Annotated in this window: 12 protein-coding genes; 3 read left to right on the top strand and 9 right to left on the bottom strand. The window is 56.1% G+C overall.

The genetic code is table 11. The features are described from left to right. Positions 1-63: 63 nt before the first annotated feature. Genes SIB88_RS03350 through SIB88_RS03340 form a run of 3 tightly spaced genes read right to left on the bottom strand, consistent with a single transcriptional unit; the run spans position 64 to position 1,725 of the window. Entirely contained in the window at positions 64-408 is a 345-nt protein-coding gene (locus tag SIB88_RS03350) for a 4a-hydroxytetrahydrobiopterin dehydratase (RefSeq protein WP_412559393.1), read from the bottom strand. 18 nt (positions 409-426) lie between these two features. Then, positions 427-1,062, bottom strand: coding sequence for a uracil-DNA glycosylase family protein (locus tag SIB88_RS03345; protein WP_412559324.1), 636 nt, complete (start codon positions 1,060-1,062; stop codon positions 427-429). Between the two features lie 3 nt (positions 1,063-1,065). Beyond that, a complete protein-coding gene (locus tag SIB88_RS03340) occupies positions 1,066-1,725 on the bottom strand; it encodes a glutathione S-transferase family protein (RefSeq protein WP_412559323.1) in 660 nt (219 codons plus the stop codon). A 189-nt stretch (positions 1,726-1,914) separates the two neighbouring features. On the opposite strand from SIB88_RS03340, the gene SIB88_RS03335 reads away from it, so the two are divergent. The 3 genes from SIB88_RS03335 to SIB88_RS03325 all read left to right on the top strand — a co-directional run bounded on the left by SIB88_RS03335 (position 1,915) and on the right by SIB88_RS03325 (position 5,425). Then, a complete protein-coding gene (locus SIB88_RS03335) occupies positions 1,915-2,898 on the top strand; it encodes an alpha/beta hydrolase (protein WP_412559322.1) in 984 nt (327 codons plus the stop codon). Positions 2,899-3,436: 538 nt separating this feature from the next. Next, on the top strand, positions 3,437-4,837 hold the full coding sequence (locus SIB88_RS03330; protein WP_412559321.1) for a leucyl aminopeptidase family protein: 1,401 nt from the start codon (positions 3,437-3,439) through the stop codon (positions 4,835-4,837). A gap of 240 nt (positions 4,838-5,077) precedes the next feature. Next, positions 5,078-5,425 (top strand): MarR family transcriptional regulator, encoded by a 348-nt coding sequence (locus tag SIB88_RS03325; protein ID WP_101248215.1) that lies wholly within the window; start codon positions 5,078-5,080, stop codon positions 5,423-5,425. Positions 5,426-5,745: 320 nt separating this feature from the next. On the opposite strand, the gene SIB88_RS03320 is transcribed toward SIB88_RS03325, so the two are convergent. The 6 genes from SIB88_RS03320 to SIB88_RS03295 form a co-directional block, all read right to left on the bottom strand. Continuing rightward, positions 5,746-6,417, bottom strand: coding sequence for a LysE family translocator (locus tag SIB88_RS03320; protein WP_101248216.1), 672 nt, complete (start codon positions 6,415-6,417; stop codon positions 5,746-5,748). Between the two features lie 675 nt (positions 6,418-7,092). Continuing rightward, positions 7,093-7,785, bottom strand: coding sequence for a hypothetical protein (locus tag SIB88_RS03315; protein WP_206926637.1), 693 nt, complete (start codon positions 7,783-7,785; stop codon positions 7,093-7,095). Positions 7,786-7,857: 72 nt separating this feature from the next. Continuing rightward, positions 7,858-9,492, bottom strand: a complete 1,635-nt coding sequence (locus SIB88_RS03310) for an ABC transporter ATP-binding protein (protein WP_412559320.1) — start codon at positions 9,490-9,492, stop codon at positions 7,858-7,860. A gap of 12 nt (positions 9,493-9,504) precedes the next feature. Further along, on the bottom strand, positions 9,505-10,536 hold the full coding sequence (locus tag SIB88_RS03305; protein ID WP_101248218.1) for an ABC transporter permease: 1,032 nt from the start codon (positions 10,534-10,536) through the stop codon (positions 9,505-9,507). Positions 10,537-10,538: 2 nt separating this feature from the next. Further along, positions 10,539-11,648, bottom strand: a complete 1,110-nt coding sequence (locus SIB88_RS03300; RefSeq protein WP_101248219.1) for a microcin C ABC transporter permease YejB — start codon at positions 11,646-11,648, stop codon at positions 10,539-10,541. A 3-nt stretch (positions 11,649-11,651) separates the two neighbouring features. Then, positions 11,652-13,604 carry an extracellular solute-binding protein gene (locus tag SIB88_RS03295; protein WP_250281533.1) on the bottom strand — a complete coding sequence of 651 codons (1,953 nt, stop codon included), beginning with the start codon at positions 13,602-13,604 and terminating at the stop codon, positions 11,652-11,654. Between the last annotated feature and the right edge of the window lie 127 nt (positions 13,605-13,731).

The raw sequence follows: 13,731 nt of genomic DNA, 5'->3' as shown, positions 1-13,731 counted from the left end.
ATCACCGCAGCCACATGCACCCTGCCGTCCCCCACCGGCAGGGTGTTTTCGTTTTCAGGCGGCCTATTGGCCCGATGCCTTGTCACAGAAACTTGCCAGATCAATGTCCTTTTGCGTGACACCGCCGGCATCATGGGTGGTCAGGGTTACCGTGACCTTGTTATAGACATTGAACCATTCGGGATGGTGATCCATCTTGTCAGCCATCAGGGCGACCCGGGTCATGAAACCGAAGGCCGCATTGAAATCGCCAAATTTGAAGGTCCGTTCGATTGACAGCCCGTCCCTGGCAAGCTGCCAGTCCTTAAGGGATTTCAGCGCCGTTTCGATGGCGGATTTTTCCAGTTTTTTCATATCGTTGCCTCCTGACTGTTTTCCGGCATGGTGACCGGTAAAACCTTGCGGTATCAGACCATAAAAGGCGATCTAACCCAACAGATGATGCACACGGTCACGCAAGACCGGCAAAAGATCAGCTTCGAACCACGGGTTCTTTTTCATCCAGGCGGTGTTGCGCCAGCTTGGATGGGGCATCGGCAACAGATTGTCGGGCAGATAATCGGCAAAGCGATGCACGGTTTCGGTCATGGTTTTGGCCCGCCGTTGCCCCAGATAGTAGCTTTGCGCATATTGCCCGATCAGCAGGGTCAATTCGATATCAGGCATATGATCGAGCAAGGCACGATGCCAGGCCGGTGCACATTCGGGCCGGGGTGGCAAATCCCCGCCGCGCTCAAACCGGCCGGGATAACAAAAGCCCATCGGCATGACCGCCAGTTTGGCCGGGTCATAAAAATCATCGACCGACAGATCAAGCCAGTCACGCAACCGATCACCCGATGCATCATTCCAGGGCAGACCGGTTTCATGAACCCGGGTGCCCGGGGCCTGCCCGATGATCAGAATACGGGCCCCCTTTGCCATGCGGACCACCGGACGCGGCCCCAGCGGTAATGCTTCGGCACAGATGCGACATGCGCGCACATCGGACAGCAGGGCATCAAGTGCCCGATCCCCGCCCGGCGGGTCAATTTCAGGCAAATCACCACGCAGACCGGGCATGGGTTATTTGACCTCGGACTCTTGGATCACCCATTTCTCGGCGGCGGCATCGGCGTACCATTCCTTCATCGCAGGCAGATCAAGGATCGCCTGCATATAGGCATTGCCAACCGGGTCAAGATCGACGCCATAGGTTTTGAACCGCGTTACCACCGGGGCATACATCGCATCGGCAATCGAAAAATCGCCAAACAGGAAATCCCCGCCCTGCCCATATTGCGTGCGGCACATTTTGAAAATCCCGGCGATGCGGGCGATGTCCTTGTCCACGCCATCTGCCCGGCCCAGTCCCGGCAGGCTTTGACGGCAATTCATCGGCATATGGGTGCGAAGGGCAGAAAACCCGCCATGCATTTCAAGCGACACCGCCCGCGCAATCGCGCGCACATCGATATCAAGCGGCCATAGCAGGGTGTCCGGGCGGCTATCGGCGATATATTCAAGAATACCCAGGGCCTCCCAGATGGTTTTGGTGCCATCATAAAATGCCGGGACTTTAGCCGTCGGCGAAAAGACCGGGGCCTTTGCCGCCCATTCATCGGTTCGCAGCGGCACCAGCCGTTCTTCGAAATCGATCCCGGCCACTTTGAGGCCAAGCCATGCGCGCAGCGACCAGGATGAGTAATTCTTGTTGCCTATATAAAGAACGGGGCGCGTTTCCATGATGGTTTCTTTCTGTTCGGGGACGATGATCCCGTGGCCGGGACACCGGAACTATCGGGTGTTTGGATTTCGGGTTCAAGCCCATCTCGGGAATTTGATTTACCGTTTTTGATGCCCCGGACGTCGTAAAGATCAGAGGCGGCATTATTTCAGTTTGCCCCGCATGCATCATCTGGTTCAGGGGGCTTTATGCCGGTATCACTTCGTCGATTTGTCTTTGCCGCCGCGTCGCTGTTTGGTGTTGTCCATGCAAGTACGGCAATTGCCGATGACCAGCCCAAAGCACCAACCATCATGGCCCCGACCGAGGTGATTTATGAACATGTGGTGCATTCGGATCTTTTGGGCCGTGACATGCGGCTTCTGGTCTGGAAACCCGATCATGATGCGCCCAAAGCCGGGTTTCCGGTGATTTACAGCTTTGACGGGGAAACATCGATCACGGCCTTTGCCGAATTTGCCGCACAGGCCGGTGTTCTTGGCGCACGATACAAACTCAGCGCCCCGATGATTGTTGCCTTTGCCGAAATGCCCGGCGCGCACAACAATGACCAACGCATGTATGATTTCACCCCGTTTGCCGAAACCTATGAGCTTCATGAACGGCCCAATATGCTTGAATGGCCGAAACTGGGCGGCGGGGATATTTACCTTGATGCGGTGATGACGGAATTCAAACCGTTCATCGCCGCGCAATATGCCATTGATCCGGATCGCGAAACCCTGTTTGGGCATTCACTGGGCGGGATGATGGTGTTGCACACGCTCGCCACCCGGCCCGATGCGTTTGATGCCTATGTCGCGGTCAGCCCGTCGCTTTGGTTTAACCGGCCGCAACGGTTTGACGAAATCCGCGATCTGATTGCCAACCCCGATTTCGCACCGGCCCGGCCAATACCGGTCATGATCACGGTCGGGGCCGATGAGTCGGACCTGACAGCATGGGACAAGATGCGCCTTCCCTCTGATCATCAGGAACGGCGCCTTAAATGGAAAAAGATCAATGCCATGGTCGATAATGCCCGCGCATTGGCGGCCCTGATCGCGCGCGATGGCAGTGCCAAGATTGATCTGGATTTCTCGGTGCTTGATCGCACCAATCACCATACCGCCAAGCCGATCACGATGTATCGGGCAATCGAAATGGCCATGACCCCGCGCGAGACCCCGTAACAGTCAACGGCAAGTGCGAGCGGCGTGAGAGGTGCATCGGACGCAAAAGACTCAATCGGTGCGAAAGGCGCGGCAGGAGCGAGAGGCGTGAGAGACTCACCCGGTCCGAAAGGCGCGGCAGGAGCGAGAGGCGTGGCGGATGCCGGCGGATTGAAGGGCTGGGGAGCTGCGTGACCGCGTGGCCGCATTACCGCATTACCGTATTACCGCATTACGGCGCTTCGGCTTTGCGGGGTTGCGGCATGGCAGCGTGGCGGCATGATCGCCCAACCGCCGAAGGGTCACTTTGTGCAGGCAACCATGATTGTCATTGCCGCACCCCCGCGCCCGATATGTCCGGTGGGCCCGGTGGACCGGATGCGGGCGGCCTGATCGGATGGATCTGTTCAGTCGGGCTGGCGGGGTTTTGTTTTCTGGAATTGCCCTGTGACGGTGGCAGCCTTAAGATCGCGACACATATCTTGTTCTGACAGCCGGGCCGTGCCCGCAAATCTGTCAGCCATCACCCGTCGCATGTCACCAGCAGGGAAGTCTGAAATTGTTCGACCACATTATCGCACGCGATCATTCCACAAACCCGATCACCATCACCCCGATTGCCGAGGGCGATTTCCAAAGCTGGCTTTCGGATCAGTCCGAAACCACCAAGGCCTGGGTGGCGGCAAACGGCTATGAGGCAAAGCGCGGTACGCAGCTTGCCCTGCCCGGCACCAACGGGGCATTTGGATCGGTCCTGATCGGTTATGTCGATGATGCCAAGGCGATCTGGGATTTTGCCGGACTTCCGACCAGCCTTCCCGAAGGTGTTTATGGCCTTTCGGCCAGCATTTCAGACAATACAGCCCTTTATGAAAAGGCAGCCCTTGGTCTTTATCTTGGCGGGTATCGCTTTGACCGGTATCGCAAGGATGACGGCAAAAAGGACAAGCGCGCCAAAATCGCCCTGCACGACAACGACGCCACCAAGCGCGCGGAAAATGTTGCGCGCGGCATCGGGCTTGCCCGTGATCTGATCAATATTCCGGCCAATGACATGGGCCCGGCCGAACTTGAAGCCGCAGCACGGACACTGGGCGAAGAGTTCGGCGCCAAGGTCAGCGCAATTGTCGGTGAAGAGCTTTTGAAACAGAACTTCCCGGCCATTCACACGGTCGGTCATGGCAGCGACCGCGAACCGCGCCTGATTGATCTTGTCTGGGGCGATGAGAATGCACCGAAAATCACCCTGGTTGGCAAGGGCGTGTGCTTTGACACCGGTGGCTATGACCTTAAGCCGTCCAGCAACATGCTTTTGATGAAAAAGGATATGGGGGGTTCGGCACAGGTTCTTGGCCTTGCGCGGATGATCATGGCGGCCAAGCTTCCGGTGCGGCTGCGCGTTCTGATCCCGGCGGTCGAAAACATGGTTTCGGGTCGCGCCTATCGCCCGAGTGACATTTTGCAAACCCGCAAGGGCATCACGGTCGAGGTCGGCAATACCGACGCCGAAGGCCGTCTTGTCCTGTCCGATGCACTGACCCTTGCCGCGGCAGAAGATCCGGAAATGCTGCTTGATTTTGCCACCCTGACCGGGGCGGCGCGCGTTGCACTTGGTCTTGGCCTGCCGGCACTGTTTTCCAATGATGATGATCTGGCCAACGGGCTTATGGAAAACGGGTTGGCGCTGAACGATCCGTTGTGGCGTCTGCCGCTGTGGGATGATTACCGCAGCCAGCTTGATAGCAAGGCTGCCGACATGAACAACATTTCCGGATCACCGTTTGGCGGGGCGATCATTGCCGCCCTGTTCCTGGACCGCTTTGCCGAAGGTGCAAAAAGCTGGGCACATATCGATCTGATGGCCTGGAACCCGACCGACCGTCCGGGCCGCCCGACCGGTGGCGAAGCCCAGGGAATTCGCGCTGCTTTCAAGCTGATCGAAGATCGTTTCGGTAAGTAAACAATCATAAAAACCATCGGCAACGATTGTTGCCACCGCACGGATCAGGGATCACGGGCATATTACCTTCATGCTTTGTGATCCCTGGCTTACAGCCCGAAAACGGGTGGCTGCGCGACCGTTTCAACCCAGAGCAAAAAAGCATCGGGCCGCATTTTTCCCAATAAGACCTTTGACATATGCGCAACCGTCAGGTAGACAGGTTACGTATTCGTAACAAATTAATTGTTAGGCACAAGCATGTCGATCGAGATCAAACCGTCTCAGGCGCTCGACCTTTGGCGTATCGCGATTGTAGAAAGTGTGCGTCGGGATTCACCCGATCTTTCTGCCCGGCAAATGGCCTTGTTGCTTAATGTTTACCTGACCCCGGCGCCACATACGGTGCGCGGCCTGTCAGAAGCCCTGAACATCTCCAAACCCGCAATTACCCGTGCATTGGACCGCCTGAGTTCGCTTGGCATGGTCAAACGCAAGGTCGACGAAGAAGATCGCCGTTCTGTCCTGATCCAGCGGACCGTCAAGGGATCGGTTTTCCTGCGTGAATTTGGCGATATCATCGTTTCGGCGGGCAAGGAAACCGAATGACCTGATCACACTGGCCGGTAAAACACCGCCAGATCGACGATCAAAAACCCCGATCACGCTAGATCATGAATGACATTCGGGGTCGCCGGGACCAAAAACCGGCATTTAGGACAAGATCCCTTCCCCATTTTACATACGCATCATCTGATATGGCGAAAACCCGCTATATACAGACCAGTCGGTTTGTATGGCATCTTTTTGCGGCATATTGACCGGGTGCAATTTTATCAATGATAACAGATTGTTGCCGGCAGATCAGTCAGACCGAACTCATCCCATACATCGCAAATACCCGCACATACAGATCACACTGCCAATGATCAGTGACGGGTGCCCGCGACACTTTCGGGCATCTCGATCAGCGATAAAAGCCCGGCTGCGATGATCAAAATGCCGCCAGAAACACGCGCAATGACATTTGTGCCGCCGCGTCTGATCAACCAGGGCATGATCCGCGCAGCCCCCATCGCATAAATCATTACGAAAGTGTAATCAAGAACCACAAAGGTTGCCCCGAGAATCAGCAATTGCGGTGCAAGCGGAGCCGTCGGGTCGACAAATTGCGGGAACAATGCCCCGAAAAAGGCAATTGCCTTGGGATTGCCAGCGGCAACAAGGAAGCCTTCGCGGAACAGTTTGCGTCGACTGACCGGCTCATAGACACCTGTATTTTTTATTTCGATACCGGTTTGGTCCTTGTTTTTCGGGGACTTGCGAAAGAATGACATCAAACCGATGACCAGCAGGAAAGCAACACCGCACCATTTCACCACCGCAAAGGCGGCTGCCGATGTTGCAAGAACCGCCCCCAAACCGACAGCCGCAATCACCATCTGGATCATGTTGGCACTAACATCCCCAAGGGCGGTCATCAGGGTCGGACGCGCGCCATAGCGCAAGGCGTGAGACATGCCGATCAGAATACTGGGGCCCGGTGTCAGGACCATCAGAAAGACAAGGACAGTAAAACTCAGCCAGATTTCGAACGACATGGTGGGGCTCCGCTAAATTGCTTGCACCGGAATAGCACAGCGAGCCGGTCACACAATTGCATCCTGCGCAATCGCCCCATGCGTCCGTCGGCGCACGACAGATGTGGCGGACAAGACGCGCTGCGACAGACACCCCGGGGTCATGCCACGGCAATACCGCGAAGGGCCACTGCAGGGTGCTTGAGGCGTCCAGGAAAGTCGTGAAGGAGGAAGAGGGAAGCTCGAAGGCTTGAGGTCTGTGGCTTGTAGCCTGAGGCCAGAGGCGGGAGGCGGAAATTGGACGGTGGACGGTGGACGGTGGACGGTGGAGGAAGCATATGGGCGATGTTTTGCAAATCACGGTCACACGATCACGACCACTGCCTGTTCCGGGATGCGGGGAAGCCGGCCCACACAGGAATGCCGTTGACATCCGGAACAGGTCAACACGCAGTCACGATTGGGTCGGATTGCGATCAAGGGTAATGGCGTAACGTCGCAACAAGATGAGCATCATGCAGGTACGAGCCGCGGCCTTATTCCTTCCCACAGCCTCAATGGTCGACATCGGGGCACACCGGCGACAGAGGGCACTTACTTGGCAGGCCGGAGGAGGCAAGCCCTGGCATTGCCCCACCCCCTTTGATGGCGGTGACGGGTAACGCAAAGCAGGCACATCACAGGACAGCCCCCCGCCTAGCGTTTTTGGGCGTCACCCGGCCAGTGATCATAGAACATCCGGACCTGTACCGAACGCAGGGTATCGGGCGGCAGGAAACTTTGCCCGGTACGCAGAAGCTTGTTCTGAAGGGCTGCGAAATAGCGGTTGGTAACCGGCGCAAACGGGCTGAAGGGTGGCTCGGGAACGATTTCCTCGCCCTTTTCCTTGGCGGCTTCGATTGCCTCGGCCTCGGCGGCAAGTTCTTCTTCGGTTTTGGGTGGCGGCGGGGGCAGCAATGCCGGGCCGCTATATTTGAAGGACCGCTTGCCCGCCGGACGGGTTTCAAACCGTTGCTTGGTATCGCGATACATCAGGCGTTGCAGATCAACAAGGAAACCATTGATGATCTTTGGCAGGTTATGTTCGATCAGCGGCACGGCTTCCCTGCTTTGGGCTTCCAGCCAGATATGGAAAACGATCTGGCGGATCGCACCGCTTTTGGGCAGCAAAACCGTCAATGAAACCGGATCGGGTACAATGACGGTTTCGGGGATTTCCGGTTCGGCATTGGCCGGTTCTTCGGATTCCTTGGCGTCGGTCTTTTCACTGCTGGCAAGTGCCGGGCCCGACAGGGAGACAAACGCAAATAGCGCAAGGGATATCATCGCCCAAAAGGCCGTATCCCATAAGCGATTAACGTTTGACCGGTTGCTCCTGCGCGCAAGCATGATGACTTACCACCCTGTTATCATTCCCTTTTCTGACACTGTTGTAACATGTCTGATGGCGAAATGTCGCGATCACTTACTGACAAATTCTGCCCCGGCAGCCTTAAGATCGAGTGCCGCGGCCAACAATGCCTTGGTATAGGGCTGTTGCGGATGATCAAACACATCCGCCGCCGCCCCGCTTTCGACCAGTTTGCCGCCTTGCATAACCATCACACGGTGTGACAGGGCGCGAACCACGCGCAAATCATGGCTGATAAACAGATAAGCCATTTTGTGGCGCGCCTGCAGGTCCCGCAGCAATTCGACAATCTGGGCCTGTACTGACATATCAAGTGCCGATGTCGGTTCATCAAGTACGATGAAACGCGGTTTTAGGACCAATGCGCGTGCAATCGAAATGCGCTGGCGCTGTCCGCCAGAGAATTCATGGGGATAACGATCCATCGCATTTTGCGGCAGATCGACTTCTTGCAGGGCTTCGGCAATGCGGGCTTCGCGTTCGGCAATTGTCAGATCGGGCTCGTGAATTTCAAGCCCCTCGCCAACGATCTGGGCAATTGACATGCGCGGGCTGAGCGATCCGAACGGGTCCTGAAACACCACCTGCATGTCACGGCGCAATTTGCGCAAATCCGCACCGGCATATTTGCGGATATCCTGTCCGCCAAACCGGATATCCCCATCCGATTTCAAAAGGCGCAGGATCGCCATGGCAAGGGTGGTCTTGCCCGATCCGCTTTCCCCGACAATGCCAAGTGTTTCACCCTGTTTAAGGGTCAGGGATATCTGATCGACCGCATCAAGATAGCGTTCCGGACGCCCCAGAATACCCTTGCGGCCAATCGGGAACCGCACGTGAATGTTGCTGGTTTCCAGAAGATCGGCGGCATTTTCGGGCAAGGGTGGTGCCGAACCGCTTGGCACAGCCGAAAGCAGCTTTTTGGTATAGGGATGCTTGGGATTGTCAAACAGGCTGTGCCCGACCCCGCGTTCGACAATTTCACCATCCTTCATGACACAGATGCTTTTGGCCATTTTCTGCACGATTTGCAGATCATGGGTAATCAGCAACAGCGCCATGCCAAGCTTGTTTTGCAAATCCTGAAGCAGTTCAAGGATCTGGGCCTGAATGGTAACGTCCAGGGCCGTGGTCGGTTCATCAGCAATCAGCAATTCCGGTTCATTGGCAAGCGCCATGGCGATCATCACGCGCTGGCGCTGACCGCCGGAAAGTTCATGCGGAAGGGCCTTGAGCCGTGTTTTCGGATCGGGAATGCCCACCAGATCAAGCAGTTCGAGAATACGCGCACGCGCCTTTGCACCGCGCAGTCCCTTGTGGAGCAACAGCACCTCGCCGATCTGCTTTTCGATGTTATGGAGCGGATTAAGAGATGTCATCGGCTCCTGAAAGATCATCGAAATCCGGTTGCCCCGGATTTCGCGCAGGGTCCGTTTGTCGGCCCCCACCAGTTCATGCCCGTCAAAGGTGATGGAGCCGGACGGGTGGCTGGCACGCGGATACGGCAGCAATTGCAGGATCGAAAGCGCGGTTACCGACTTGCCCGATCCGCTTTCGCCGACAAGTGCCATGGTTTCGCCGCGCGCCATGGAAAAGGACACGCCCTTGACGGCCTGCACATTGCCGAAATTGACCGAAAGGTTGCTGACATCAAGGAGCGGCTGATGGACGGATTGATCTGTCATGGTTCAGGTCCCCTAAAATGTCTTGCGCGGATCAAAGGCATCGCGGACTGCTTCGCCGATGAAAATCAGAAGACTGAGCATGATGGCAATCGCAAAGAATGCCGTCATGCCAAGCCAGGGTGCCTGTAGGTTGTTTTTGCCCTGTGACAGCAATTCACCCAGCGACGGCGATCCCGGCGGCATGCCCAGCGACAGGAAGTCGAGTGACGTCAGCGCGACAATCGACCCGTTAAGCACAAAGGGCAGGAAGGTAATGGTCGCCACCATGGCGTTGGGCAGGACATGGCGATACATGATCCGGTAGTCGGTCATGCCAAGTGCCTTGGCCGCGCGCACATATTCAAAGTTGCGCGCCCGCAGGAATTCGGCACGGACAAGTCCGGTCAAACTCATCCAGCTAAACAGCACAAGGATGAACAAAAGCGTCCAGAAGCCCGGTGCAAACAGGCTGGCCAGAATGATCAGAATGAAAAGTTGTGGCAGGCCCGACCAGATTTCGATCACACGCTGGAACCCAAGATCGACCCAGCCGCCAAAATAGCCCTGCACCGCACCGGCGGCGATCCCGATGACCGAACTGACCGCGGTCAGCGCCAGGCCAAACAGGATCGAAATCCGGAAACCGTAAATCAGCCGCGCAAGAACATCGCGCCCCAATTCATCGGTGCCCAGCAAGTGGCGCGAAGATGGCGGTGCCGGTTGCGGTTCGCGCATTTCGAAATCGATGGTCGAATAGGAAAACGGGATAAGCGGCCAGATGGCAAAGCCGTGATGGTCGATCTTGCCCTGAATATAGGGATCATAGAAATCGGTCTCGACATCGAAATCCCCGCCATAGGTGGTTTCCGGATGGTCGGAAAAGATCGGCATATACCAGTTATCGTCATATTTGACGAAGATCGGCTTGTCATTGGCAAGCAGTTCGGCAAACAGACAGATCACAAACAGGATCGTAAAGATCACAAGCGACCAGTAGCCGCGCTTGTTGGCCTTGAAATTCGCAAGACGACGTTTGTTAAGTGGAGAAAGGGCCATCAATGTCATGATCAATTCTCCCGCGCTTCAAAGTCGATGCGCGGATCGACGAAATGATAACTCAGGTCGCTGATCAGGTTCAGCACCAACCCGAACAGCGTGAAGAAATACAGGGTCGCAAACATCACCGGATAGTCACGCGTCATCACGGCGTTAAAGCCAAGCAGGCCCAACCCGTCGAGCGAGAAGATCACTTCGATCAGGACCGATCCGGTAAACAGCAACCCGACCAGGGCACTCGGGAAACCGGCAATGACCAGCAACATGGCATTGCGAAAGACATGGCCATACAGCACACGCCGTTCTGTCAGGCCCTTGGCCCGGGCAGTGACGACATATTGCTTGTTGATTTCATCAAGGAACGAGTTTTTGGTCAGCATGGTCAGGGTCGTAAAGCCCCCGATGGTCAGGGCAATGATCGGCAGCGTCAGATGCCAGAAATAATCGCCGATCTTGCCCAGAAGCGACAATTCATCAAAGTTCGATGACGTCAAACCGCGCAACGGGAACCAGTCGAAATAAGTACCCCCGGCAAAGACGACAATCAGCATCACCGCAAACAGGAAACCCGGAATGGCATAGCCGACAATGATGGCCGCCGATGTCCAGATATCGAAACTTGATCCGTCGCGAACCGCCTTGGCAACGCCAAGCGGCACGGAAATGATATAGATGATCAAGGTCGACCAAAGCCCGAGTGATATCGACACCGGCATTTTATCAAGGACGATATCGACAACATCGCGATCCTGAAAATAGCTTTGGCCGAAATCGAAGGTCAGATAGTTCTTCATCATCATCCAGAACCGTTCATGGGCCGGTTTGTCAAAACCGAACTGAACTTCGAGCTGTTTGATGATTTCGGGATCAAGCCCTTGAGCGCCACGGTAGCTGGAGGTCGAGGAGAAATTGTTCCCCGCCCCGGATGAGGATGACCCACCGCTGTCGCCCCCCTGATTGGTGATGCGCGCGGTTGATGAAACGTCGGTGCCCTGAAGTTGGGCGATGACCTGTTCGACCGGGCCGCCAGGTGCGAACTGGATAATCACGAAGTTCAGCAACATGATGCCAAACAGCGTGACCGGGATCAGAAGAAGACGCCGCAGGATATAGTTCAGCATGGTCTAGTTCCCCCCCATCGGCAGTTTTGCGGCTTTTTGCGGATCAATCCACCAGCGCATGACCGACTCGCCTTTTAGCGGGACGGTATCGGGCCGACCAAAGATGTTCCACCAGGCCAGCCTGTCACCGCCAAGGTAATATTGCGGGATCACGTAATAGCCCCACAGCAACACCCGGTCGAGCGCATGAGTCGCGGTTACCAGTTCGTGCCAGCTGTCAGCGGTTGCGACCTTATCGACCATCGCATCGACGACCGGGTTTTTGATGCCGGCAAAATTGCGGCTGCCGGGTTGGTCGGCGGCCTCGCTTGACCAGAAGACGCGCTGTTCATTGCCCGGTGTCAGGGCCTGCGTCCACCAGAAGGTTGTAACGTCAAAATCAAAGGCCTGAATACGGTTGACCCACTGGCCGGTATCGATCAGGCGGATATCCATCTCAACACCAAGCTGTTTGAGGCGGGCCTTGAAGACCAGCGCGATTTTTTCCAGTCCGGGCTGGCGAATGATCAGCTCGAAGCGGAACGGTTCGCCGGTTTCCTTATTGACCAGAATCTTGTCGCGCAATTCCCAACCTGCTTCGTTCAGAAGGGTCATGGATTCCCTAAGCGCCTTGCGACGGCCATCGGGTTCGTCAAAATTCGGCAGCCTGAAAGGCTGGGTAAACAGTTCCGGCGGTAATTGATCGCGATAGGGTTCAAGCAAGGCCAGCTCATCGCCGGTTGGAATGCCGCTTGATGCCAGTTCGGAATTCACGAAATAGCTGTCCGTGCGCTTATAGGCCCCATAGAACATCGCACGGTTGAGCCACTGGAAATCAAAGCCGTATTGCAAGGCCTTGCGCACCCGCCAATCGGCAAAAAGCGGCAGACGGTTATTCATCACATAGGCCTGCATGCCCACCGGAAGGTTGTCGGGCAGAAATTCTTTTTGAATGTCGCCGCGTTCAACTGCCGGGGTGTTGTAGGCGGTGCTCCAGTCGCGCGATGAATGTTCGGAGCGCACCATATATTCGCCGGCAAGGAATGCCTGGCGCTGAACTTCCGGGTCGAGATAGGTGTCGTAACGGATGATGTCGAAATTGTTCTGGCCGCGATTGACCGGCAGATCTTCGGCCCAGTAATCCTTGACCCGTTCATAGGTGATGCGTCGGCCCGCCTCGATGCTGGCAATGCGATAGGCACCGCTGCCGACCGGGATTTCAAAGGTGGTTTTCGAGAAATCCTTACCGTCCCAGAATTTCTTGGGCATGATCGAAATGCCCGCCGCCGTCATTGGCGTTTCGCGGTTATTGCCGGGCTTGAAGGTGAATTTGACGGTCAGATCGTCAATCGCTTCGGCCCCTTCGATCTGGGAGAAATATTGCCGGTAGACCGGGCTTCCTTTTTCGACCAGCACTTCATAGGAAAACACCACATCTTCGGCGGTGATTTCCGATCCGTCCTGAAAACGGGCGCGCGGGTCCAGATGGAAGATGGCAAAGGACCGGTCATCGGGGACTTCGATGCTGCGCGCAATCAGGCCATACATCGCATAGGGTTCATCGGAACTTGCGACCATCAGGCTGTCATAGATCAGGCCAAGCCCGGCGGCCGATGTCCCCTTGAGCGTGAAGGGATTGAGCGTATCAAAGGCGACAATCGATGACTGGATCAGGGTTCCGCCCTTGGGCGCGTCGGGATTAACATAATCGAAATGGGTGAAATCCGGCCCGTATTTCAGATCACCATAAAGCGAAATGCCATGGGATGTGGTGGTCAGGGGGGCAAGTTCGGCTTCTTCGACGGCGACGGTCGGGGCCGGCTTGATGACCGGTTTGTCACTGTCCTGTGCCCGGGGGGCGGTGACGGGCAAGAGCGATGCAAAAACCGTCACACCAAGCGCAAGACATGCGGATGACACCGCCTTGCGCACAAGTTGCTTGCCCGACAGTTTCATATTGGCAACATACGCGATCATGTGACTTATCGTCTTTCCCCTGATGCAAACTGGTTGCGAGTCTTGTCACGAATTGGGACGCAGCAGGCCGGGTTTCCCGGACATTATATTCGCTACACGGTCTTCGCCCGGCTGCGGTCTTTTATCT

This window comes from Thalassospira sp. MIT121401 (assembly GCF_047125595.1).
Classification (GTDB): domain Bacteria; phylum Pseudomonadota; class Alphaproteobacteria; order Rhodospirillales; family Thalassospiraceae; genus Thalassospira; species Thalassospira povalilytica.
The sequence above is the reverse complement of the archived record's forward strand: the minus strand, read 5'-3'. Positions and strand labels throughout refer to the sequence as shown.

Bases quoted from the DNA above. Each gene is read 5' to 3' on its own strand.
- SIB88_RS03300 (WP_101248219.1), bottom strand. From the start codon at position 11,648: ATGCTGAACTATATCCTGCGGCGTCTTCTTCTGATCCCGGTCACGCTG.
- SIB88_RS03345 (WP_412559324.1), bottom strand. From the start codon at position 1,062: ATGCCCGGTCTGCGTGGTGATTTGCCTGAAATTGACCCGCCGGGCGGG.
- SIB88_RS03320 (WP_101248216.1), bottom strand. From the start codon at position 6,417: ATGTCGTTCGAAATCTGGCTGAGTTTTACTGTCCTTGTCTTTCTGATG.
- SIB88_RS03310 (WP_412559320.1), bottom strand. From the start codon at position 9,492: ATGACAGATCAATCCGTCCATCAGCCGCTCCTTGATGTCAGCAACCTT.
- SIB88_RS03340 (WP_412559323.1), bottom strand. From the start codon at position 1,725: ATGGAAACGCGCCCCGTTCTTTATATAGGCAACAAGAATTACTCATCC.
- SIB88_RS03315 (WP_206926637.1), bottom strand. From the start codon at position 7,785: ATGCTTGCGCGCAGGAGCAACCGGTCAAACGTTAATCGCTTATGGGAT.
- SIB88_RS03335 (WP_412559322.1), top strand. From the start codon at position 1,915: ATGCCGGTATCACTTCGTCGATTTGTCTTTGCCGCCGCGTCGCTGTTT.
- SIB88_RS03305 (WP_101248218.1), bottom strand. From the start codon at position 10,536: ATGACATTGATGGCCCTTTCTCCACTTAACAAACGTCGTCTTGCGAAT.
- SIB88_RS03325 (WP_101248215.1), top strand. From the start codon at position 5,078: ATGTCGATCGAGATCAAACCGTCTCAGGCGCTCGACCTTTGGCGTATC.
- SIB88_RS03295 (WP_250281533.1), bottom strand. From the start codon at position 13,604: ATGATCGCGTATGTTGCCAATATGAAACTGTCGGGCAAGCAACTTGTG.